The organism is Sulfurimonas sp., from assembly GCF_028714975.1.
In the GTDB taxonomy this organism is placed as follows: domain Bacteria; phylum Campylobacterota; class Campylobacteria; order Campylobacterales; family Sulfurimonadaceae; genus Sulfurimonas.
In genome coordinates, this window is the sequence record NZ_JAQTLH010000004.1 from 208,321 (window position 1) to 229,811 (window position 21,491).

The 21,491-nt window shown below is 37.4% G+C and carries 19 protein-coding genes and 5 tRNA genes; 13 read left to right on the top strand and 11 right to left on the bottom strand.

The annotated features are described in order from the left end of the window. Nucleotides 1-18: 18 nt before the first annotated feature. Genes PHQ93_RS05710 through PHQ93_RS05735 form a run of 6 tightly spaced genes read right to left on the bottom strand, consistent with a single transcriptional unit; the run spans nt 19 to nt 7,147 of the window. Complete coding sequence (locus PHQ93_RS05710) at nt 19-1,713, bottom strand: response regulator (protein ID WP_299942031.1); 1,695 nt, start codon at nt 1,711-1,713, stop codon at nt 19-21. Next, nucleotides 1,713-3,689, bottom strand: coding sequence for a methyl-accepting chemotaxis protein (locus tag PHQ93_RS05715; protein WP_299942032.1), 1,977 nt, complete (start codon nt 3,687-3,689; stop codon nt 1,713-1,715). Before PHQ93_RS05715 ends, PHQ93_RS05710 begins: the two co-directional genes overlap by 1 nt. 1 nt (nt 3,690) lies before the next feature. Then, on the bottom strand, nt 3,691-3,978 hold the full coding sequence (locus tag PHQ93_RS05720) for a hypothetical protein (protein ID WP_299942033.1): 288 nt from the start codon (nt 3,976-3,978) through the stop codon (nt 3,691-3,693). Between the two features lie 54 nt (nt 3,979-4,032). Further along, entirely contained in the window at nt 4,033-5,217 is a 1,185-nt protein-coding gene (locus tag PHQ93_RS05725; protein ID WP_299942034.1) for a replication-associated recombination protein A, read from the bottom strand. A 2-nt stretch (nt 5,218-5,219) separates the two neighbouring features. Then, nucleotides 5,220-6,188, bottom strand: coding sequence for a pseudouridine synthase (locus PHQ93_RS05730; protein WP_367278377.1), 969 nt, complete (start codon nt 6,186-6,188; stop codon nt 5,220-5,222). Beyond that, nucleotides 6,185-7,147, bottom strand: a complete 963-nt coding sequence (locus PHQ93_RS05735; RefSeq protein ID WP_299942036.1) for an SIS domain-containing protein — start codon at nt 7,145-7,147, stop codon at nt 6,185-6,187. Before PHQ93_RS05735 ends, PHQ93_RS05730 begins: the two co-directional genes overlap by 4 nt. 83 nt (nt 7,148-7,230) lie before the next feature. On the opposite strand from PHQ93_RS05735, the gene PHQ93_RS05740 reads away from it, so the two are divergent. From PHQ93_RS05740 to PHQ93_RS05750, 3 genes are read left to right on the top strand one after another with little or no spacing between them, the layout of a single operon-like run. Further along, nucleotides 7,231-7,965: an ATP-binding protein gene (locus PHQ93_RS05740; protein ID WP_299942038.1), complete on the top strand. Its 735-nt coding sequence runs from the start codon at nt 7,231-7,233 to the stop codon at nt 7,963-7,965. Between the two features lie 2 nt (nt 7,966-7,967). Next, nucleotides 7,968-9,332 (top strand): NAD(P)H-hydrate dehydratase, encoded by a 1,365-nt coding sequence (locus PHQ93_RS05745; protein ID WP_299942040.1) that lies wholly within the window; start codon nt 7,968-7,970, stop codon nt 9,330-9,332. A 21-nt stretch (nt 9,333-9,353) separates the two neighbouring features. After that, complete coding sequence (locus PHQ93_RS05750; protein WP_299914922.1) at nt 9,354-10,133, top strand: thiazole synthase; 780 nt, start codon at nt 9,354-9,356, stop codon at nt 10,131-10,133. Here the strand turns inward: PHQ93_RS05750 and PHQ93_RS05755 are convergent. The 3 genes from PHQ93_RS05755 to PHQ93_RS05765 all read right to left on the bottom strand — a co-directional run bounded on the left by PHQ93_RS05755 (nt 10,130) and on the right by PHQ93_RS05765 (nt 16,137). Continuing rightward, nucleotides 10,130-11,044: a diguanylate cyclase gene (locus tag PHQ93_RS05755; protein WP_299942042.1), complete on the bottom strand. Its 915-nt coding sequence runs from the start codon at nt 11,042-11,044 to the stop codon at nt 10,130-10,132. The two genes, PHQ93_RS05750 and PHQ93_RS05755, sit on opposite strands and share 4 nt — an antisense overlap. Next, nucleotides 11,041-15,762 carry a PAS domain S-box protein gene (locus PHQ93_RS05760; RefSeq protein ID WP_299942044.1) on the bottom strand — a complete coding sequence of 1,574 codons (4,722 nt, stop codon included), beginning with the start codon at nt 15,760-15,762 and terminating at the stop codon, nt 11,041-11,043. The genes PHQ93_RS05755 and PHQ93_RS05760 overlap by 4 nt, the downstream gene beginning before the upstream one ends. Before the next feature lie 78 nt (nt 15,763-15,840). Further along, a complete protein-coding gene (locus PHQ93_RS05765; RefSeq protein ID WP_299942046.1) occupies nt 15,841-16,137 on the bottom strand; it encodes a hypothetical protein in 297 nt (98 codons plus the stop codon). A gap of 160 nt (nt 16,138-16,297) precedes the next feature. On the opposite strand from PHQ93_RS05765, the gene PHQ93_RS05770 reads away from it, so the two are divergent. The 7 genes from PHQ93_RS05770 (at nt 16,298) to PHQ93_RS05800 (ending at nt 18,190) form a co-directional block, all read left to right on the top strand. After that, nucleotides 16,298-16,375 (top strand) — tRNA-Pro (locus tag PHQ93_RS05770). A gap of 23 nt (nt 16,376-16,398) precedes the next feature. Beyond that, nucleotides 16,399-16,475, top strand: a tRNA-His gene (locus PHQ93_RS05775). Nucleotides 16,476-16,518: 43 nt separating this feature from the next. Then, nucleotides 16,519-16,595: transfer RNA gene (locus PHQ93_RS05780), tRNA-Arg, on the top strand. A 14-nt stretch (nt 16,596-16,609) separates the two neighbouring features. Continuing rightward, nucleotides 16,610-16,686: transfer RNA gene (locus tag PHQ93_RS05785), tRNA-Arg, on the top strand. A gap of 24 nt (nt 16,687-16,710) precedes the next feature. After that, nucleotides 16,711-16,794, top strand: a tRNA-Leu gene (locus PHQ93_RS05790). A gap of 240 nt (nt 16,795-17,034) precedes the next feature. Then, nucleotides 17,035-17,613, top strand: a complete 579-nt coding sequence (locus tag PHQ93_RS05795; RefSeq protein WP_299942047.1) for a DUF4337 domain-containing protein — start codon at nt 17,035-17,037, stop codon at nt 17,611-17,613. Then, entirely contained in the window at nt 17,606-18,190 is a 585-nt protein-coding gene (locus PHQ93_RS05800; RefSeq protein ID WP_299942049.1) for a hypothetical protein, read from the top strand. Before PHQ93_RS05795 ends, PHQ93_RS05800 begins: the two co-directional genes overlap by 8 nt. 27 nt (nt 18,191-18,217) lie before the next feature. On the opposite strand, the gene PHQ93_RS05805 is transcribed toward PHQ93_RS05800, so the two are convergent. Together PHQ93_RS05805 and PHQ93_RS05810 are read right to left on the bottom strand one after the other, a co-directional pair. After that, complete coding sequence (locus PHQ93_RS05805; protein WP_299942051.1) at nt 18,218-18,724, bottom strand: hypothetical protein; 507 nt, start codon at nt 18,722-18,724, stop codon at nt 18,218-18,220. Nucleotides 18,725-18,864: 140 nt separating this feature from the next. Further along, nucleotides 18,865-19,515 (bottom strand): MqnA/MqnD/SBP family protein, encoded by a 651-nt coding sequence (locus tag PHQ93_RS05810; RefSeq protein WP_299942053.1) that lies wholly within the window; start codon nt 19,513-19,515, stop codon nt 18,865-18,867. Nucleotides 19,516-19,618: 103 nt separating this feature from the next. Here PHQ93_RS05810 and PHQ93_RS05815 point away from each other — a divergent pair, with 103 nt between their 5' ends. From PHQ93_RS05815 to PHQ93_RS05825, 3 genes are read left to right on the top strand one after another with little or no spacing between them, the layout of a single operon-like run. Continuing rightward, nucleotides 19,619-19,840, top strand: coding sequence for a MoaD/ThiS family protein (locus PHQ93_RS05815; RefSeq protein WP_299942055.1), 222 nt, complete (start codon nt 19,619-19,621; stop codon nt 19,838-19,840). 3 nt (nt 19,841-19,843) lie between these two features. Further along, on the top strand, nt 19,844-20,281 hold the full coding sequence (locus PHQ93_RS05820; protein WP_299942057.1) for a molybdenum cofactor biosynthesis protein MoaE: 438 nt from the start codon (nt 19,844-19,846) through the stop codon (nt 20,279-20,281). Further along, nucleotides 20,278-21,489, top strand: a complete 1,212-nt coding sequence (locus PHQ93_RS05825) for a molybdopterin molybdotransferase MoeA (protein WP_299942059.1) — start codon at nt 20,278-20,280, stop codon at nt 21,487-21,489. The genes PHQ93_RS05820 and PHQ93_RS05825 overlap by 4 nt, the downstream gene beginning before the upstream one ends. The last annotated feature ends 2 nt before the right edge of the window (nt 21,490-21,491 follow it).

Genomic DNA, 21,491 nt, shown 5'->3' on the forward strand with positions numbered 1-21,491 from the left:
TGAGGCGTAACTAAAAAGTTACGCCTCATCTTCTAGTCTGTGTAAAAAAAGCACTGCATTGCCTTTTGAGTTATAGTATATTCCCAGTGACGATTGTCTTGAAATAAAAACCCCTCGACCGTTAAAGTTCTTCTTATCTCTAAATATTTTGCTTAGTATCTGAGTGTCAAATCCCGCTCCTTCATCTTTTATAAGAGTAGTTATATATTTTCTTGAGCTGTATTCAATAGTATTTACGGTTACGGTTATCTGTTTGTCGCACTTTTTTTGCAGCATCTCAAGTGTCGTAAAATAGTTGTCTTCTTCTAAAAGTCTATGTTTTGTTTCAGAGTCGATACCAAGATTGCCGTGTTCGTAAGCATTCATAAAAAGCTCCGTAAAAACAACGCCTGCATTGTATGATAGTTTATAGTTGTTTGTAAAATTGCTCCAGATATCGGCGTACCAATCATTCGCTTCATCAACTGCGTCAAGAGTACTTTCAAATGTTCTCTTCATATGATTAACATAACTGTTTAAAGTTAATTGATTTATGAAAACAAAAGTCATATCATCTTCTTGAGTATCTATCTTCCAGAGTAATTTTTCTCTAAATTCATCTTTTGTAAAAGATGATAAAAAATCCTCTTCTATAAAATCCATATATAATTTGTTATCGTATCTGACGCTGTTCTCTACGACGCCGTCACTGTAAAAAAGAAATTTTATGGCTTTTGAGATATCTACGGTCGAGATTGAAATATTTTTTGTATATTTGCATATCGGCGGATTGTTCGATTTTATCTTGATTATCTCATTATCGGCGTTTTGTGCAAGTGAGGGCGGCATGGCAAATTTTGCATACTCCATAGTAAGCTCTTTGTGGTCTATCACGATAAAATCAATAGAGAGAGCCTCTTCATCAAGCAAGATAGGTTTTATATACTCCAAAGAAGCTTCTAATAGAGTTCTAAAATCAAAGCTCTCGATACTCTTATCGATTATATGATTTACGAATGAAGTCATTAGCATTGAGCTTAATGATGCAGACAACCCTTTTCCCATCCCGTCTACGATAAAGTAAAAGACTTTATCGTCGCTTATTTTTCTAGCGCTGTAAGCATCCCCGCTTAAAACATCAAGCGGCTTGTAGAAAAAATCTATAAGCGCAAAGCATTGTTGGTTGTCAAGCATTTGATAGTAGAAATCATTTCTAAGAATATTTAGCTCTTTAGAAAATGCCAAATCTTCTTGGTAAGAGTTGTACTCCTCTTTTTTTTCAAGCTCTTTTAGCTTTTTTTCGCTTTGCTCTTTTATATAGTTGTTGGCAATTAGGAGTTTGGATACATTCTCAATCGACTGCATTACTTCGGCAGTAACTATGGGTTTTTTTAAAAAATTGCTTACATTAAGTTGGAGTGCTTGAACTATGATATCAACATCTTGAATGGATGAGACTAAAATGATTGGGATATCTTTGTCAATATTTCTGATTTTTCTGATCATCTCTATGCCGTTTAGCACAGGCATATCATAGTCACTGACAACTAAATCTATATCTTCTTTGCAAAATCTCTCATAGCCCTCTTCACCGTTGCTTGCACAGACGACCTCTTTTACCAAATCTTCAAAAAGGGAGCGGTAGATGAGTTGTGTGGATTTGCTGTCTTCAACACAAAGAAGCGTTGAAGATTTTAGATACTCTAAGACTGAGTTGTTTATGTCGGTTAGCATTAGATTTTAAATTTACTTAGTTCGTTTTGTAATCTGTTTGCATCTTGGGCCAGTTTTACGGCAGCGTTATCCACTAGATTTCTATGCTCCGTATTTTTTTGAGAAATCTCTATAACTTCATCCATATTACGAATCAGCTCTTTAGTTTTTGTAGCTATATATGTGCTTTGATGCATAACATCGCTAGATTTTTCGGTTGTAACAGAGAGATTTTGTTTTGTCTCGTATGAAGAAGAGATTAATTCTTGTGCAGAGTGTGCTATATCGCCCATATCTCTTGATGTTTTTTGAGTCTCTTCTGAAATTTCAATAACATTTTGTGTGATAAGATTAACATTTGCACTAATCTCACTAAGGCTTTTTTGTGTTCTCTCTGCAAGTTTACGGACTTCATCCGCGACAACGGCAAATCCTCTTCCATGCTCACCGGCTCTTGCCGCTTCAATTGCGGCATTGAGTGCCAATAGGTTTGTCTGATCTGCTATATCGGAGATGATTGCTAAAACATCTTTGATATTTCTTGCCTGCTCTGTAAGTGAAGAAACTTTTTGAACCAACTCTTGTTGGTGTTCGCTTCCGTCTTCAATCGCTTTTACGACAGAATCAAGCTTCTCGATAAAACCGTCTAGCACATCAAATGTTTTTTCCAAATCTTCGGTAACCGTTATAGAAGCCTCTTCGATAGCATCAAGTCTATTTCCGACTTCAGTTACTAAAACATTAATACTTCCAATTTTATTATCTGTAAATTTGCCGTTTTTTGTAAGTTCTTCAACTATGCTGTTTAGAATCTTGCTCTCTTTTGATGTTGTTGCAGAGACATCTTTTGCCTCATAAACACTCTCTTTAAAAGCCATAATCATAACATGCAGGGCTCTTGAGATTTGAGAAATCTCATCTTTGCCTTCGACAATAACTTCACATGTTAAATCCAGATGGCTAGAGACGCAGTCTATCTTTTCTAAAGAGCTGCGAACACTTCTGTTTACACCTCTGCTGATTATAAAAATTATTATAAATATCACCACGGCAAAAGCGGAGTAACTGCCCAAAGCAATTGTCGCATTTGTAATAGAAGTAGACTTAAGTTCATCTATAAGGATGCCGTTTTGTTTTGCCAGTTCGTCATCAACCTCTTTTAAAAGGTTTATCTTATCGGTTATGGTTTTAAACCATACAACGCTGTCAACTCCAAATCCACCCTCAAAAGCTTTTGCTTTTGCTATCTCTCTCATTTTGTTTACTTCGGCAACGATAGGAGAGTTTATTTTTTGATTATATAGTGTTTTTGAGCTCTCGGTAGCCATTGATAAGTAAGCATCTATAAAGGCATCCTGCTCGGCAACAAGTGTAACCCATTTTGCAAATACGCCCTCACCGAATTTATCTGCGGCAAAAGTGCTGCTAAGCACAGCTCTTTCAATCCCTGCACGCTCTTTTGATTTTAAAAAATTGCTGTATGCGCTAAGAGCTTTGACTAACTCTTGAGAAGCTGCTGCTTTTGCACTGAGTGAAACTATGTTTAAAATCTTCGTATTCATATTTGTATAGTAAGCGACTTCATCTTTTACACTGATTGAAAGAGAGTCGATTGATGAGCGAATTTGCGCTATTTTGCTCATATCCGAATCAAAAGCCGATATTTCGCCCTTTAGCTCTTTTGGAAAAGAGTCTAAGTCAAGAGTTTTTATATATGCTTTTAGATTTTCATACTCTTTTGTCGTATCTGCTCTTTGTTTTGGCAAAATATCGCCGAACTGCTTTCCGCCTGAACCGAGAAAGCCTGCGCTTGAACCTCTCTCTTTTTGCGTTTCATGAATAACAAGGCTTAGTTTTTGCGAGAGAGCATTTAACTCTTGCGATTGTGTAATCGTGAATTTGTCGTTTATCGCCTTAGAAAGCGCTATCCCTATGATAATGAGTGCAAACGAAATTACTATTGCCGTTATTAAGTTTAGTTTATATTTAATAGTCATCTTAACTTCTTTTTGCTTTAAATGTAGATGCTAAATTCAGATCATCCAAAAGATTTAAAAGCTGCTCGTTCTTTACATTCATATGTATATCTATGTTGTCTTTTAGAACAAGTTTATTAAAATAACCTATTACCGAAGATGTTATCGAGAGAGAATCAAGTATATTGATATTTATATGTTTATGTTGGGCTACCATAGCGTCAACGCTCTGTTTAATATTTTGAAAATCACTAACGCTCTTAATATTGCCCTTGATTACAAGACTGTTTGACGATACTTCCAACTCCATACTAACCCCTTATTTTTTATGTATTAGAATAGTTTATATCTTTTATGATTAAAATCAACTAAAATCGGAAATATTTCTTAGCCATTCCTTAATTTTTTTCTCATAACCGATATCTTTTAGTTTGACTAAGTTTAGAGGTTTAGAGAGATATTTCTGTTTTACATATCCTCCGAAATCGTGCGGATATAGATACCCTTCATTTCTCTGCGTTATATTTTTCGGGATATCCAGCATAACACCGCTTTTTATGGCACTTATGGCATCGTTTATAGCCAAATAAGCAGAGTTTGATTTTGGTGAAGAGGCAAGGTAGATAACGCACTGTGCTAAAATGATTCTAGCCTCCGGATAACCGATTTTAGCAACACTCGTCATAGCGGAAGTTGCAAGAGTGAGGGCTTGGGGATTTGCATTTCCTATATCTTCGCTGGCAAGAATAACAAGCCGTCTTGCTATAAAATCGGCACTCTCTCCGCCCTCGATGAGTCTTGCAAGATAGTATATAGCGGCATCCATGTCTGAACCTCGAATGGATTTAATCATGGCACTCGTTAAGTCATAATGAACGCCTGCTTCGCTGCTTCCCGCACTTAGCGCATTTGGTCTGAGAGATTTTAAGAGATTTAGCGTTATATGTGAGTCTATATTTGAAGCAAACTCCAAGAGTTTTAACATCGAGCGGGCATCGCCGCCGCTGCTTGCTACTAGATACTCTGCCGCATCTTCATCGCATACCAAAGAGGTGCAAGAAAGCGCTCTATGAAGCAGTTCTTTTAATGCTTCATTTGAGATGTAGCAGAGTTCAAAAAGCATGGAGCGGGAGCGGATAGCCGAAGTGAGCGAAAAGAACGGATTTTCGGTTGAAGCGCCGATAATCAAAACCGAGTTGCTCTCCATAACAGGCAACAAAACCTCTTGCTGGTTTTTAGCCAAACGGTGTACTTCGTCTATAAAAATAAGCGGTTTTTGCAGAGCGTTTTTATACTGTTCAAAAATTTTTCTTAGCTCTTCGATTTTTATGCTTGTGGCATTAAACTCGTAAAACGGCATATCCATTACTTTGGCGATAATTCTGGCGATGGAAGTCTTGCCGCAGCCGGAGGGTCCAAAAAAAAAGCTGTGACCTAGCATATTTTTTTCGCATAAAACTCTAAGAGGAGCACTCTTAGCGCTTAAATGTTCTTGCCCGATTATCTCATCAAAAGATTTGGGTCGCAAAAGATGAGTAAAATCTGCCAATTTTACTTCTTTTTGGTTGTTTTTTTATCTTTAAAGTTCGTTTTTTTGTCATCTTTAAAACTAGGTTTTTTACCGTCTTTAAGGGCGCTTTTTTTGTCATTGTCTCTAAAGCGTGGTTTCTTTTCATCTTTAAAGTCTGATTTTTTACTCTCTTTAGCGTTTGGTTTTTTCTCATTTTTGAAATTTGGTTTTTTCTCTTCTTTAGAGTCTGACTTCTTCTCTTCTTTTAAAAATTTTGCCAGTGCCGAGTATTCGCTTCTATCCAAAAATCTAACTTTACCCGTAGGAAGGTTGTTTAGTTTGATTTCTGCAAAACTAATTCTTTTTAAATCTACTATTTCGGCTCCAAAATGGGCAAAAAATCTTCGTAGCTCTCTGTTTTGCCCCTCGTTAAGTGCTACTTTTAAAATGGAGTAGTTCGGCTGATTTTTTTGAATTTTATACCCTATAAAAGGTTTAAATTCCATTGCCATTACTTTAGAGTGGCTATGTCCGCCGGCAGTTGCATCTTCAAGAGTCATGCCGTTTAACATGGCATCTTCCATATCAGGAGTAACTTCACCTTTGATTTTTATCTTATATATTCGCTCTAAGTCTGACTCCATAAGTGCAGAGGCAACTTTTGAAGCATCGCTCAAGAGAAGCAAACCCTCTGAAGCGTAGTCAAGTCTGCCTACGGGAATATAGTGCTTATACTCTTTAGCTAAAGTGTCGTAAATAGTTCTTCTGCCTTTTGGATCGCTTTTTGTTACGAGTTCACCTTTTGGCTTATTGTAGACGATTACCGTGTATTTATCTCTCGGAGTGACTTGTTTGCCGCTGACATAAACGATATCTACACCCTCATATATATCGGTAGCAGGGTTGGTTTGGATCTCTCCGTTTATTCTAACGAAGCCCTCTTGTATGACTTTGTCCGCCTCTCTTCTTGAGTAGCTTGAGTGGTGTGCGATGTATTTGTTTAATCTCATGAAATGCCTTTTTCTATCAAAGTATGGATATGAAGCACGCCATGAACTCTCTTTTGTTTATCCGTTACAACTAAAAGCTGTATCTTCATCTCTTCTATAAGTACAAGTGCTTCACTTGCAAGTATATTTTCATCCTCTATGGTCTTTGGATTCAGTGTAGCATACTTTAAAACACTATCTTCAAGCGAAAAATCCTTACTCATCAAAGCTCTGCGGATATCTCCGTCACTAACAAGTGCTAGAAGTCGATTTTGCTCATCGGTAACTAAAACCGTTCCGAGTCTGCCCTCGCTAATCTTTACAATCGCATCTTTTAGCTTTGTATCTGCATTGATAAGAGGCAAATCTTTTGTTCTCATCAAATCTTTAACTTTTACAAAAAGTTGTTTTCCAAGAGACCCGCCCGGATGAAATGAGGCAAAATCACTCTTTTTAAAGTTTTTTGCTCTCATAAGACAGACGGCAAGTGCATCACCAAGAGCAAGAGTCAGGGTTGTTGAGCTAGTAGGTGCAATGTTGAGCGGACACGCCTCTTTTTCAACCACAACATCAATAACCAAATCGCTGTATCTTCCAAGCGTGGAGTTTTTATCTCTGGTCATACCGATAAGCGGAGTGTCAAATCTTTTTATATGCGGAAGTATGGAGCTTAGCTCTTCGCTCTCTCCGCTATAGCTAATCGCTAGAACAACATCATCTCTGCCAATCATCCCTAAATCGCCGTGAAGCGCTTCCGTGGGATGAAGAAAAAAGCTAGGGGTTCCGGTTGACGCAAAAGTTGCCGCCATTTTAGCGCCTATTAGTCCGGATTTTCCTACACCCGTAACAATGAGCTTTCCTCTGCATGCGAGAATGATTTCAACTGCTTTGTCAAAAACATCATCGATATTTTGAGCACTATCCAATAGTGTTTGAGCTTCGATTTTTAGGGTTTCTTGTGCTATTTGTTTGTAATTCATATTGTAATTATACCTTTTTTTTGGGTATAAAACGCAGAGTTAATTTGGTATAATATTTGTCAAAAGATTTTAGAGGAAAAAAAATGAGAGATATATTAGGAAAATATGTAAGCAGTATAAATACATTAAAAGTTGAAGAGAGAGTTTTATATTTTAACACTTTAATTTTAGCAGAAGAGGGCGCAGGTAAAACAAACCTTGCATGCAAGATAAGAAATTATGTAATCGACAACAATGTTGCAACACTATACCTTGATTTTTCTAACTCCGATGTGGACAATATAGAGTTAAGATATAAAGATGAACACTTTAACTATATAAGATTTGATGAGAGTGATGAGTTTCAAGAAGAGTTTAATAAACTAATCGATGCTAAAAAGCATATCTATATGGCAGTTGATCCGGCTTACTTTTCAAACAGAAGAGATATAAAGAGTAAACTTACGGAAACTCTTCAGATAAAAGGGCTTTTAGATAATTATTACTACTTTTTTCACGATATCGAAAATTTAAACGGTTTTTATACAAAATTTGAAGACTTTTTGCTCTATATGTTAAACTTTTTAAATTTAAAGAAGTATGGATTGACTTTTTTAACGCAGCCTCACTCGACATTTGAAAACCCGCAGATAAAACTGCTCTTTACTTTCTTATACCTTGGAAAATGTTCAACTTTTGAGTATTTTAACACGGCAAATTTGAAAAAATTACCGAAAAACAGATTTTTTTATCAGTATAGAACAAATTATAAGACGCTTTTGTTTAATGATATAAAGAGCAACATAGTTAAAATAGATGAGTATGTTTTTGAAGTGTAGTTATGCAAAAACTTTTTGATGAGGTGGCATCTTTAGATAAAAGATGTTACGAAGAATTTTTTTTAAGCGAAGATATTTTAATGGAGCATGCGGCTAGCGGTATGGCTCTTTATATTCGCGATAACTTTAGAAAAAATTCAAAAATAGTCGTAGTGTGCGGGAGCGGCAATAACGGAGCCGACGGAGCCGCACTTGCGAGACTTCTGCACAAAACTTACGACATCTCTATCTTTTGGGCAAAAAAACCTGCTTCAAAGATGGCGTTTTTGCAACAAAACCGTGCTCTTAGCGTAGGCGTTAAAGAGATTACAGAGCTTGAAGATTGTGATGTTTTGGTTGATGCTATTATCGGTACCGGTTATAGCGGTTCCCTTAGCAGTGCGTTATCTACACTCATTGAAGAAATGAACTCAGTAAATGCTTTTAAAATTGCATGCGATATTCCATCGGCTTTTGCCTTTAGAGCCGATGTTACGCTGACGATGGGTGCTTTGAAAAAGAGTATGTTTTTGGATGAAGCAAAAGATATAGTTGGGGAGATAAAAGTTCTTGATTTGGGTGTGAGCAGAGAGATTTACGAAAAAGAGAGTAACTGGAGAGTTCTTGATTTGGAGGATTTAAAACTTCCAAACAGAACAAAAAAAGATTCTCACAAGGGAAGTTACGGACACTTAGCGCTTGCATCGGGGGAGAAGAGCGGTGCGAGCATTATGAGTGCTCTTTGTGCTTTGCGTTTTGGAAGCGGTTTGGTAACGCTTGTAGGGTTTGAAAAGATAGAGATACCGCATACTCTGATGTACTCTCATGAAGTGCCAAAAGGAGCAACTGCTTTGGCATTGGGCATGGGTCTTGGTGTAGAGTTTAGCGAGCAAGAACTTACTAAATTTTTAGATAATTCACTTACACTTATCGCCGATGCGGATATTTTTTGTATGCCTATCGCCCTAGAGATATTAAAAAGAGAAAATGTGGTTATAACCCCGCATCCAAAAGAGTTTGTCTCACTTTTAAAAATTACGAAAATTGCGGATATATCGGTTGATGAGTTACAAAAAGAGCGGTTTAAATATGCCGAGTTGTTTTGTAAAAAATTCCCCGATGTCACACTTCTTTTAAAAGGTGCAAATGTTATCATCGGTAAAAATGATAACTTTTTTATAAATCCGCATGGAACGCCGTCACTTGCAAAAGGCGGAAGCGGAGATGTTTTAAGCGGTCTTGTCGCCTCACTTTTAGCTCAAGGTTATGAGTGCTTGGATGCGGCAATAAACGGTTCATTAACACATGTTAAACTTGCGCTAAATTACAAAGGTGCTGATTTTTCACTCACGCCTGATGATTTGATAGATGAAATAAGTAGATTATAAATTGATAACTAGGAATAAAAAATGAAAGATATACTAAAAATCGGAAAATATGAACTTGGTTCTCGTTTAATTGTCGGAAGCGGAAAATACAAAGATTTTCTAACCACAAAAGAGGCGACACTTGTTAGCGGGAGTGAACTTATCACGGTTGCGGTTCGTCGTTTAAATATAACAGACCCGGATAAAGAAAATCTCAGAGATACATTTGCAGGTACGAATGTTAAATTTTTACCAAACTCTGCAGGATGTACGACGGCAGAAGAGGCGATAACGACTTTTAGGCTTACGAGAGAAGCTACGGGAATTGATTTAATCAAACTAGAAGTTATCGGAGACACTCAAAAAACTCTCTATCCAGATGTGCTTGAGACTATAAAAGCTTGTGAGATTTTAGCTCGTGAGGGATTTACGATTATGGCTTATACTTCGGATGATCCGATTATGGCAAAGAGACTTGAAGATGCGGGGGCGCACGCGATAATGCCTCTTGCAGCTCCCATCGGAAGCGGACTCGGAATCCAAAATCCGTACAACATCGTCTTCATTCGTGAAGCCGTGAGTGTTCCCGTAATAGTCGATGCGGGAATAGGGTGTGCAAGCGATGCCGCTTATGCTATGGAGCTCGGAGCTGATGGAGTTTTAACAAATACTGCTATTGCAGGAGCACAAAATCCTATAATGATGGCAGAGGCGATGAAACATGCAGTAATAGCAGGACGAATGAGCTATCTCTCGGGAAGAATTGCAAAACGCCCTTACGCAACTGCCTCTTCGCCTATGAATGGATTAATACAGTTTTAAAACCCTGCACAAAATCTATTTCTGCCGCTCTCTTTGGCGCGGTAGAGTTCATCATCTGCAATTTTTAGCAGCTCCTCTTTAGATATAGTTTCATTTTCCTCTTTGATGGCAACCCCAGCACTTATTGTTACAAAATTTGTCACAGGAGAATACTCATGAGGTATTTTAAGCTCGGCAACGGCATTGACTAAAGACTCTGCAACTTTTTTAGCTCCATCTTTATCTATATCTTTTAACAGAATAATAAACTCCTCACCGCCGTATCTTGAAACTGTATCAGTTGGGCGTTTTAGAGTTTTTCTTAGAGTCGTAGCTACTTTTGCAAGGCATTCGTCTCCTTTCCAATGTCCGTAGTTATCATTGTAGAGCTTAAAGAAATCGATATCTATCATTATAACGGCGAGACTTTTTTTATCTCTTAAAACCTCTTTGTGCTTCTTCTCAAGAGTTTCATCAAAGTATCTTCTGTTTGGGATGCCTGTGAGGCTGTCACACATTGAGAGTTCTTCTAGTTTATCGCTTTTGAGTTTTAGATTTATATGATTTCTTACTCTGATTTTTATGATTGCAGGATGAAACGGTTTTTTGATGTAGTCAATCGCTCCTAACTTTAAACCATACTCTTCGTCCGTCGTATCATTTTTGGCAGTTACAAATATAACGGGAATATTTCTAGTATCTGAAGAATCTTTTAATTTTTTACAAACTTCATATCCGCTCATTTGCGGCATCTCGATATCCAAAAGAATGAGATCAGGCTTCTCTTTGCCTCTTGCTATATCAAGTGCTCTTTGACCGTTTTTTGCTATTTTAATTTTATAGCTGCTTTGAAGCAAATCTGATAAAATAGCAATATTTGCAGCCATATCATCGACTATTAAAATAGTTGGTATATAGTCATTTTCTCTCATATATTCCACTCTTTCATAATATCATAAGCTCTGTCGTAATCAAACTCATCCATTGCGTTTGCCCACGATTCTAGTTCGTAACTGTTCACTCTATCTTTAAGAGCATCAAAAAGTATCTGTTGTATATGCATTTGTATCATTGTCCCGATTTTAACATCTTTTAGCGTTTCTTGAAATAAATTTTTCAACTCCTCACCATTTAGTTCTGTTTTTTGCAATGCCGTGTGTATATCCGGATGTATTGATTTGATTTTTATCTTTAGTTCATCCATCGCCGTTTTTAGATTATATATATTTTCTTCAGAAATCTTATCGCCTCTTTTGTAACTTTCGTTTATTGTACTGCATATTGATGCCAGAGCTTTTGCACCTATATTGCCGCTAACTCCTTTTAGAGCATGGATGAGTGCTTTAGCAGATAAATCATCTTGAGATATTAGCTCCGGCAGATTTTTAAAGTCACTCTCAAGCTCTATAAGAAACCTAGATAAGATTTTATTTAGCAGTTCTTGGTTTGAGTTTACGATGCTTAGGGCATGCTCCATATCAAGAACCGTATCATCTTCTTGCGCACTGTTTTGTTCTTTTAATTGAGCGATTATCGATACATTGCACCATTTTGCTACGGTTTGAAGCATCTCATTGCTGTCAATCGGTTTTGCAAGATGGTCGTTCATGCCGGCATTAAGCACTTTTTCTCTATCTTCTACCATGGCAGCCGCCGTTAGAGCAATTATAGGGATGTTTTTATCGTGTTCTCTAATGATAGTCGCAGCTTCGTATCCGCTCATAACCGGCATCTGCAAATCCATAAGTATGATATTGAAATGGTTTGGTTTTGATAAAAATAGAGTAACGGCTTCTTTGCCGTTATTTGCCACCTCAGTATTAACTTTAACTCTTTTTAGTATGGCAAGAGCTATCTCTTGGTTTATCTCATTATCTTCTACCAGCAAAACATTTATATGACTTAAATCAGGATAGCTTTGCGGCTTATTTGAGATAGTTTTGTTTAGGTTGTCTGTTATATTTAAATCATTTTGTTCCCATGAGAGGATGCCTGCTTTTATATCAAAACTAAAAGTTGAACCGATTCCGAGCTTGCTACTAGCAGAGAGTTTTCCGCCCATTGCTTCAACCAGTTTTGTGGAGATTGAGAGTCCAAGACCCGTACCGCCGTATTTGCGTGTGATAGAGTTATCGGCTTGAGAAAACGGTCTAAAGAGGTTTGAAATCTGCTCATTTTTTATACCGACTCCAGTATCGCTAACGCTAAAACCTATAACTGCGCCAAACTCTTCTCTCTTTTTAAGCTCTATTGATACCGTTACACTTCCTTTAGCGGTAAACTTTAGTGCATTGCTTAGTAGATTTACTAGTATTTGATTTATTCTAAGTTCATCTCCAACTATCATTCTAGGAACGCTGTTTTTCAGTTCAAAAAGCAGCTCCAACCCTTTTCCGGCAGCACTTTGCATAAAAAGCGCTTTTAGCTGTGATAGCACATTTCCCAAATCAAACTCTTTATGCTCAAGTTCTAGTTTGTTTGCCTCTATCTTTGAATAATCCAAAATATCATTAATGATTCCAAGAAGCATCTTTGATGAACCGTTGATTTTATATAGATAATCTTCCTGTTTATCATCCAGATTTGTATCCAACATAAGTTCGCTAAGTCCCAAGATAGCGTTCATAGGTGTTCTTATCTCATGGCTCATATTTGCCAAGAACTCACTTTTTGCAATATTTGCTTTCTCGGCTTGCTCTTTAGCCTCTTTTAGTGCTTTTTTATCTCTAATCTCTCCGGTTACCTCTCTTTGTACTCCAAAGTGTCCCGTAATCCTGTTTTGATTGTCGTATAAGCAGGTATAGTCCCCGTTTATAACCATATTCGTACCGTCAAGTTTTTGCTCATTCGTATCGATATGCCATGAACCTCTATCAAAAAGTCCTCTCCATATTCTACGCCCATCTTCTATGTTGTGCTCAAAAAAATCTGTTGGAGTGAAACCTAAGAAATCTTCCCTCTTTGCTCCATACTGAGATAGCATGGCATCATTTATTTTTGTGACGTGCTGATGTTTAAATACATAGTCAAGCGCTTTCTCTTTATCTACGGAGTCATTCCACTCAATAGGCTCATCCAGCATCATAAAGAAAAATCCGTACATTGATTGTTGAAAGAAAAGATTTAAAAGTTTTTCACTGCTTTTAAGCTCCTCTTGCGCCATTTTGAGTTGAGTTTGATCAAAGAGATATCCGTGAATTGAAATAGCATTTGCATTCTTGTCTCTTACCACACGCGTAAAATCATAAAACCATCTATAACTGCCGTCTTTTAATCTTAAACGATATGACTGTTCATAAGTATCTATATGCTTTTCTATGTTGTCAATTACCTCTTGCAGGCATTTATCTAAATCATCGGGGTGAAGCAGGTTTGTGTATAGGAATGAAACATCCATCATCTCCTCAGGAGTATAGCCCAAAATAGCCGTCACATTTTTAGAGATATAACGAATAGGCCAATTTTGCGATACTTCCCACTCTATAGTGATAACAGGACCGCTTGAGAAGAGATCTCGCTCCATTTTTAGTGCTTCTTCTGCCAATTTTCTAGCCGTTATATCTTGATGTGTTCCGGAGATAACCAGAGGCTTGCCGTCTTCGCTCCACTCAGAAACCTTTCCTCTATCCAAAACCCAAACCCAGTGACCCTCTTTGTGTCTCATTCGGCTCTCGCACTCGTAGTAATCAGTTTCACCGTTAAAATGTCTCTCTAGCGCTTTTTTTGACTCTAACAAATCATCGGGATGGGTATTTTCTATCCATGTATCTATGGATGTAGGGAAAAGTTCTTCAAGCGTATAGCCGATTATCTCCGCCCATCTTTCGTTATATATTACATTGCCTATTTCGATATCCCACTCCCATGTACCGACATTTGTCCCTTCTATAATAGCGTTAAGTCGCTGCGTTTGAAAACGAAGATCTCTTTGGTATTTTTTCATTTGAGTTATATCTCTGTGAACACTCAGCAGGTACGGTTTTTCTTGCAGATAGATAATTTGTACAGAGACGGCGATATCTAGCATCACTCCATCTTTTGTACGATGTTTAGTCTCAAAGGTGCCTGCTCCGCTTGCAAAAATAGTCTCAATATGCTTTTGAATCTCCTGCGGATTTTCGATAGCTTCGTAATCTTTTATAGAGAGTTTTTCAAACTCTTCTGCGCTATATCCAAGCTGTTCGTGTGCAGCTCTGTTAAACATATACGGAAGCTTGGTTTGCGGATCGGTTATAACTACGGGATCGGGAAGAAACTCAAAGAGCATTCTAAAGAGGCTCTCGCTTCTTTTTAACTCTTTCTCTTTTTTGATAAACTCGCTAATATCTCGAAATATTACGATACCGCCACCGTTCTTTGCCGGTGCTATCGTAAGATTTACCGGAAAAAAAGAGCCGTCTTTTTTTATAAACCACTCTTCGCACTCTCTAGTTATGCCGTCTTGCTGGGTTAGATATATCGGACATTCATGTGAATCATACTCTTCATTTGTCGGCTTACGGTGATGAAAAAGCAGATGCTGATCTTTGTATAAAACCTCTTTTTCACTATATCCAAGCATTTCAAGCGCTTTTTTATTTATCCATGTACAGTTTCCGTCTTTATCAACCCCGTAAACGCCCTCTCCCATATTTGATAAGAGCGATGAGAGGAAGTTTTTTCTCTTTGTCTCTGTTATATAGTAGAGTAATCCTAATAGTAAAAGGATAAAAATAGCAAAAATCTCTTTTTTGTATTGATTTACGATATCTGCATAACTGACTTTTTGAATTTTATCAAAAGGAGGAAGTCTAAGAGCACGAGACAACTCCTCTACTTCAAGATAGTCGGCAGGAAATGTGTATCCGTGAATCCCTCCCTCCTCAATTAATTTTGTAGGTTGAAGCGAGAAAAGAGCTGCCATAAATGACTTAACGCACTCTTCATCGACATGCGGCAGAGAAAAAACAGGCCACTCAGGATAGAGTCTTGTTGAGACTTTGTAAGGGTGATTTGAGTTTATTTGCTCATTTATGACTCTGATATCATCTTTTTTTATTTCATTTGAGGCAATCATCTCCTCTAAAATGCCGTCTCTTATAAACCCTACATCAGTTTTTCCGCTTAAAACAGCATATACAGTCTCTTGATGAGAGCCTTTAGTCTCTATGATGTTTTTACTTATTTTTGAAATATCGATATCATTTAGATAGAGTTCGTAAGTCTGAACTCTAAAACCGCCCATATGTTGTTTACTTGGGGTAGAGATAGTTTTGTTTTTTAAATCTTTGAGAGTTTTAATCTCGCTATCTTTTTTTGTGATTATAACGCCGGCGAGTTTGTTTGTAACAACACCGTTTTTAAACCCTTCTAGTGTCGCGAGGGCTCCGCTTAGTTGATAGCTTTGTCTTATTTGTAGAAAATGAGCAGGGTTTGTCGTAATAATATCAAGCTCATTGTTTTTGATCTTTCTATCTATCTCATCTAGGGTTAAAAGCTCTAAAACTACACGATTGTCAAGTTGTTCATTTAGATAATCAACAAGTGGTTGATACTGCTTGCGTGTACCCTCAACCCCTTTGTAGGCAAAAACACCAAATCTAATTTTCTCTCCGCCATAACTATATGTAAAAAAGAAAAACAGCATAACAAGAATGGATATTTTTTTCATAATTTCAACTTAAAAGTATTTTATAGATTCTCTCTATTACTTTATATTACAGCTACTTTTATTAAAATATCTGTAAATTTATACAGTTTCTATCTTTTTAGAGAGATGTGTCATAAGCAGTAACTGTCCCATTCCCTCAAAAAATTTTCTCGCACCCTCGTTTTTAGACTCCATTGCTTTTTGCAGAGCCGCTAAAAAAGCCGCTTTTGATGAGTCCGATGCCATCATAAAAGTATCTATGATATACTCAAATGAGAGAGTGTGAATATCTCCGTTTATATCAAAATCAATCTCTGAATTTAGATTGACGCTGTTTTTTGTTAAAAGTTCTTTGCACAAATGCTTAGCATCGTTATTGCAATAAATCCCACTCAAAATCCGCCCTTTAAAACAATATTTGAGTATTGTAACAAACAAATTTGAATAATTTAATAAAAATCTTTAAAAATATGCTCTTATGCTATTGACTTTTAAAAAGTAATTAACTATAATTTCGCCTCATTAATCAGCCGTTAGGTTGCTTTAATGTACAGGTCGGGGTGTAGCTCAGTATGGTTAGAGTACTTGGTTTGGGACCAAGGGGCCGAAGGTTCGAGTCCTTTCACCCCGACCACTTTTATATTTTTTAAAAACATGGTGGGATTAGCTCAGTTGGTTAGAGCATTGGTTTGTGGTGCCGAGGGTCACGGGTTCGAGCCCCGCATCCCACCCCATAATAAAAAAATATAAAAAAACTTAAAAATAATAAACTTTGTGGCGTTCGTGGCTCAATTGGATAGAGTTTCGGACTTCGGATCCGACGGTTATAGGTTCGAATCCTATCGGGCGCACCATTTTTATAATGTATGCGTCCTTAGCTCAGCTGGATAGAGCAATGCCCTTCTAAGGCATCGGTCAGAGGTTCGAATCCTCTAGGGCGTACCACTTTTAATTGTTAAACAACCATGTGCGGATGTGGTGAAATGGCAGACACGCTAGACTTAGGATCTAGTGCCGTAAGGTGTGGAGGTTCAAGTCCTCTCATCCGCACCATCTACTTTAAACTTCCTAAAATATAATACTTCAAAGACTCTTTAAAACACAGATTCAACAATTAAACGCAACAATCGTAGACTTTTATAGTATCCTTTAGAATAATCAATCCATTTAGCAATTTTACTCACACATTCAACAATAAAAAAAGATAAAAAGTTTATAATAAGAAAAATTTTAAAACAGAGCCGATAAGAGACTTTGTTTAGAGAATTCAATTAATTTAAAGGAGAAAATAGGATGGAGCATGGCGCAGTTGAAGAGCAACTAAAACAAGTTGAAGAGGCAATGGAGGAGATAAGGCACCATGAGGAGGAGGAGAGAGGATGGCTTTCATATGTATCCCTTAGCACCGCAATCATAGCTATCATCACTGCTTTAGCAGGTTTATATGAGTCACAAGTCACTGCAAATACTATTTTGAGCAAAAACGAAGCGGTATTATTGCAAAGTGAAGCATCGGACCAGTGGAGTTTTTATCAAGCAAAGAGCGTAAAAGGGCATATTTATAAGGTAAGCTCTGAACTTTTTCCTGAAAAAGCGGATGATCTCAAAGTAAAAGTGGCAAAATATGAGAAAGAGCAAGAGAGCATAAAAGCTGAAGCGAAAAAACTTGAAGAAAAGAGAGAAGCAAAAAATCTTGAGAGTGAACATTCTTACCACAAGCATCACATACTTAGCTTCGCTATTACTTTCTTACAGATATCAATCGCCATGGCATCAATCTCGGCGCTAACTAGAAATAAAAAGTTTTGGCTTGCATCTTTGGGGCTTGGCGTGACAGGACTAGCTGTTATGATAGGTGCAATAGTTGCGTAAAGTTATTTTATTTTGGCTATTTTTATCGTTTTGCACATCGCTGTTTGGATTAGAGACTATTGTATTTGTCAGGCATGGTGAAAAACCGTCCGGCGGGCTGGGGCAGATAAATTGCCAAGGGCTAAATAGAGCCTTAAGACTTCCGGATGTTTTGGAACAAAAGTTTGGAAAACCGACGGCTGTCTTTGCTTCAAACCCTGCTAAACAAAAGAAAGATAGCGGAGTTTTGTATGATTACATAAGACCATTGGCAACTATCGAGCCTACCGCTATCAGATATGGTTTGCCTGTAAATGTTCAGTTTGGTTTTTTAGAGGTTGCACCGCTGGTAGCAGAGTTAAAAGAGAGCAAGTTTAACGATGCTACTATCTTTGTAGCTTGGGAGCATCATCTAATAGTTGAAATAGTCAAGTCTATCGTACCGGAGGGTATAACAGTGCCTGCATGGGAAAATGGCGACTTTGACAGCATCTATGTCGTCCAAATCGATACTAATAAAAACAGCTATAAATTCTGGGTTGAGAAACAAGGACTAAATGATATGCCGACGCAGTGTGAGAAAGCGAAGTTAGACTAATTACTTTTGGATAAAAAAGCGTATCGGCTATTGCACTAATTCTTGAGTAAAGTTAATCTTCTGTGCTTCGTTAAACTTCTCTCTCGGTAATGCAAAAGTGCCGTTAGCTGCTTCTATAATCAGCTTGTTGTCTTTAAACGGTTTAATGCTGGAGATTCCGAGAATATGTAGATTTTCCAGTTTAAGTTGCGGTTTGCCGTTAAAGTCAGACGGTTTATAAGCAGCGGCCAATAAGCCTTTATTTGTGTTCGTTGTATCGGTTGTTTCAATATTTCTTGTGTTATTATCTGCTTTATCTCTTTCTTTAAGTTTTTCATAATATAACTCATTTGCTTTTTGCGCATTATCGTTAGCGGCTTTTAGCTGAACTTTCTCAATTTTTGTTTTTGACAATTCATATTCTGCCTTTCTAATACTATTCTTATCGGCCAATATATGGTTTCTTTCTGCCTTAATAGCATTTCTTTGATACATGACATCGACAAGATTTCCCGAATACAAATATAGAGGTAAAACTAAAAATATAAATTTCATTTCAAACCTTTAAATAATTATTTTTAACTTTTTAAACCAAACGATACAAAAAAGTATAACAAACTTAAACTTGATAATTTCTTATAGATTTTAATGATATATCACGGGATTTTGTTAAAAAGATGAGAGCCAAAGAGAGTTTATGCTTTTAAAGCTTCTTTATAAAATTTAGCAAGTCCTTTTTTGGCCTTCGTATCAAGACGGTAAGAGATATGTTTTAAGTAGTTTAATATGTTCTTTTGTGAGATTTCGGTTCTTGTCGAGGCTTCATTTAAAATGTATCTTGGGATTTTTATTCTGCTTTTTAAGAAATTTTTTTCAATTTTTTTATAAATTTTTTTATCTTTGTGATAGCATAAAAGCGCAAAAACAAAAGGCAGATTGTACTTTTCATTCCACATTTTCGCCAAATCTATATGAGGTTTGTTTTGCAGATAATATCTAAGCGCTTTGTCGCCTATTAAGACTTCGCCTTGTGCATTTAAAATTTTTGCAAGCACATTTGAAGTCTCCGATGCGGTATCATTTACATTATTTATATGTGGAACTACCAAAACGCTCAAAACCTCTTTTTTTGCAATTATTCCTAAATTTACATGTTTATGATTTTTTGCTTTTATGCTGGAGATAAAAGCGGCATCGACTCTGTGTGAGATAAATTTTTTGTTTGTTTTTGCAGGAACATCACGGTAGTAGTGCATACTCATACTCTCTTGAGCAGTTCTTGTAAATCGTTTCATAAAAACATGAAAAGGTAAAAGATTTAGATACTCGATTTTTCCAAAAACCACTCTCTTCTCCGATAGATATTTGGCAAAATTATACAGCTCTTAACTTATAAAAAAGATGAGTTTGATATAATGATAGCAATAAAAATAGTTATGGAGCGATATTTTGGTTACAGTAGAATTTTTAGGTCCGATACAAAAAGAGTCTCTGAAGTTAGAGATAGCGAACTTAAGCGAGTTGGCTAAAATATTGCAAAATGATGAAGAGATGCAGCCGTGGCTGGAAAACTCCGCCGTTGCGGTAAATGATATGCTTGTAAGCAGTAGAGACATAGAGCTAAAAGATGGAGATAGAGTTGCTCTTCTTCCGCCTGTTTGCGGAGGTTGAGTGATGCTTTATCTGTATGACGGAGCGCTGAATGTTCCACAAATTTTAAAAGATTGGTACGAGCAAGAAGCAAATAGCAACTACGGGGCATATATACCTTTTGTCGGAACGGTAAGAAGCGAAGACGGTATTGAGGGACTTAGTTTTGATATCTATGAACCCATACTTAACTCTTGGTTTGAGGCGTGGCAGAAGAGGGCAAAAGAGAGAGGCGCGGTTATAAAAATGGCTCACTCGCGTGGGGATGTGATGCTTCATGAATCTTCATACATTGCTGCCGTTTTTTCTCCTAAACGCCGTGTTGCTTTGGAGTTTATAGACGAGTTTGTAGAGGATTTTAAAGCATCGGCTCCTATTTGGAAATATGATTTAAAGGGCGGCAAAAGAATCTATGCGCTTGATCGTTCAACTGCTATAAAAGGGAGCGGAATCTTAAGATGAGTCTACTATCATATGAAACAAGCCAAAATATGTTGGATTTACTGCAGGTAAATTCTCAAAGAAGTCAGAATGTAGCGCTTAGTTCGTCTCTTGGAAGAGTTTTGTATGAAGATATCGTTGCAGAGTTTAACGATCCGCAATTTCCGACTGCTTCGATGGACGGATATGCGGTAATCCATAGCGATTTAGAGAGCAAAAGCATTGCTATTCTAGGAGACAATCCGGCAGGAAGCGATGAAAAGCGGACTATAAAAAGCGGCGAATGCATCAAAACTTTTACAGGTTCAAAAATGCCTCATGGTGCCGATACTCTTATTCAGATAGAAAATGTCACGGTAGATGGCGGAAAAATCATTATAAACGAGAGCGTTGCAAAAGGTTCATCCGTCCGTCCGATAGGTGAGGGGTACAGAGCCGGAGATGTGCTTATAAAAAAAGGCACAAAGATAGGTTTTGTCGAAATCGGCGTAATGGCGGCACTTAATCGCGTAATGGTAAAAGTTGCGCTCAAGCCTCGTGTCGCGGTTATTTCAACAGGAAGCGAGATCTTGGATTTGGGTGTCAGCAGCGATAACGAAGCTCAAATCAGAAGCTCAAATAACTACACGCTTGCGGCGCTTTTTGAGCAAGCAGGAGCAGAAGTAGTGCAGCTTGGAACGGTCGGCGATGACAGAGGCTCGATTATGCAGACATTTCAAAATGCTCTAAGTTGCGCCGATATTTTGGTAAGTACCGGCGGTGTAAGCGTAGGAGATTATGATTTTGTAAAAGATATAGTTCCTCGTTTGGGCGCCGAAGTGATTTACAAGGGTGTGGCGATAAAACCGGGAAAACATATTTTGGTAGCGCAAAAAGATGATAGATTTATTTTGGCTCTTCCGGGATTCGCCTATTCGTCAACAGTTACGGCTATTTTATATGTGTTGCCGCTTATTGCAAAGATGCTTGGTCGTGGCAGTGCATACAAAACGGTTGAGGCAAAACTTAGTGAAGATTTTACAAAAAGAAGCAGACTTACGGAGTTCACTGCTTGCAATGTTGAGACAATAGACGGTCAATATTTTGTAAATTTTAGAGATAAAAAAGTAGGAAGTTCGGCAATTTTAACAAATATGCTGCAAAATAGCGCTTTGATGATAACCGGCGAAGAAGATGGAGATCTTAGCAAAGATACTTTTGTAAATGTGATTTTGTTAGAGAATTTTTAAAT

What these genes read in the sequence shown, in the direction of transcription:
- PHQ93_RS05715 (WP_299942032.1), bottom strand. Translation starts at nt 3,689, where the DNA reads ATGACTATTAAATATAAACTAAACTTAATAACGGCAATAGTAATTTCG.
- PHQ93_RS05745 (WP_299942040.1), top strand. Translation starts at nt 7,968, where the DNA reads ATGCAAAAACTTTTTGATGAGGTGGCATCTTTAGATAAAAGATGTTAC.
- PHQ93_RS05730 (WP_367278377.1), bottom strand. Translation starts at nt 6,188, where the DNA reads ATGAGATTAAACAAATACATCGCACACCACTCAAGCTACTCAAGAAGA.
- PHQ93_RS05720 (WP_299942033.1), bottom strand. Translation starts at nt 3,978, where the DNA reads ATGGAGTTGGAAGTATCGTCAAACAGTCTTGTAATCAAGGGCAATATT.
- PHQ93_RS05805 (WP_299942051.1), bottom strand. Translation starts at nt 18,724, where the DNA reads ATGAAATTTATATTTTTAGTTTTACCTCTATATTTGTATTCGGGAAAT.
- PHQ93_RS05755 (WP_299942042.1), bottom strand. Translation starts at nt 11,044, where the DNA reads ATGAGAGAAAATGACTATATACCAACTATTTTAATAGTCGATGATATG.
- PHQ93_RS05735 (WP_299942036.1), bottom strand. Translation starts at nt 7,147, where the DNA reads ATGAATTACAAACAAATAGCACAAGAAACCCTAAAAATCGAAGCTCAA.
- PHQ93_RS05820 (WP_299942057.1), top strand. Translation starts at nt 19,844, where the DNA reads ATGCTTTATCTGTATGACGGAGCGCTGAATGTTCCACAAATTTTAAAA.
- PHQ93_RS05760 (WP_299942044.1), bottom strand. Translation starts at nt 15,762, where the DNA reads ATGAAAAAAATATCCATTCTTGTTATGCTGTTTTTCTTTTTTACATAT.
- PHQ93_RS05825 (WP_299942059.1), top strand. Translation starts at nt 20,278, where the DNA reads ATGAGTCTACTATCATATGAAACAAGCCAAAATATGTTGGATTTACTG.
- PHQ93_RS05740 (WP_299942038.1), top strand. Translation starts at nt 7,231, where the DNA reads ATGAGAGATATATTAGGAAAATATGTAAGCAGTATAAATACATTAAAA.
- PHQ93_RS05750 (WP_299914922.1), top strand. Translation starts at nt 9,354, where the DNA reads ATGAAAGATATACTAAAAATCGGAAAATATGAACTTGGTTCTCGTTTA.
- PHQ93_RS05795 (WP_299942047.1), top strand. Translation starts at nt 17,035, where the DNA reads ATGGAGCATGGCGCAGTTGAAGAGCAACTAAAACAAGTTGAAGAGGCA.
- PHQ93_RS05710 (WP_299942031.1), bottom strand. Translation starts at nt 1,713, where the DNA reads ATGCTAACCGACATAAACAACTCAGTCTTAGAGTATCTAAAATCTTCA.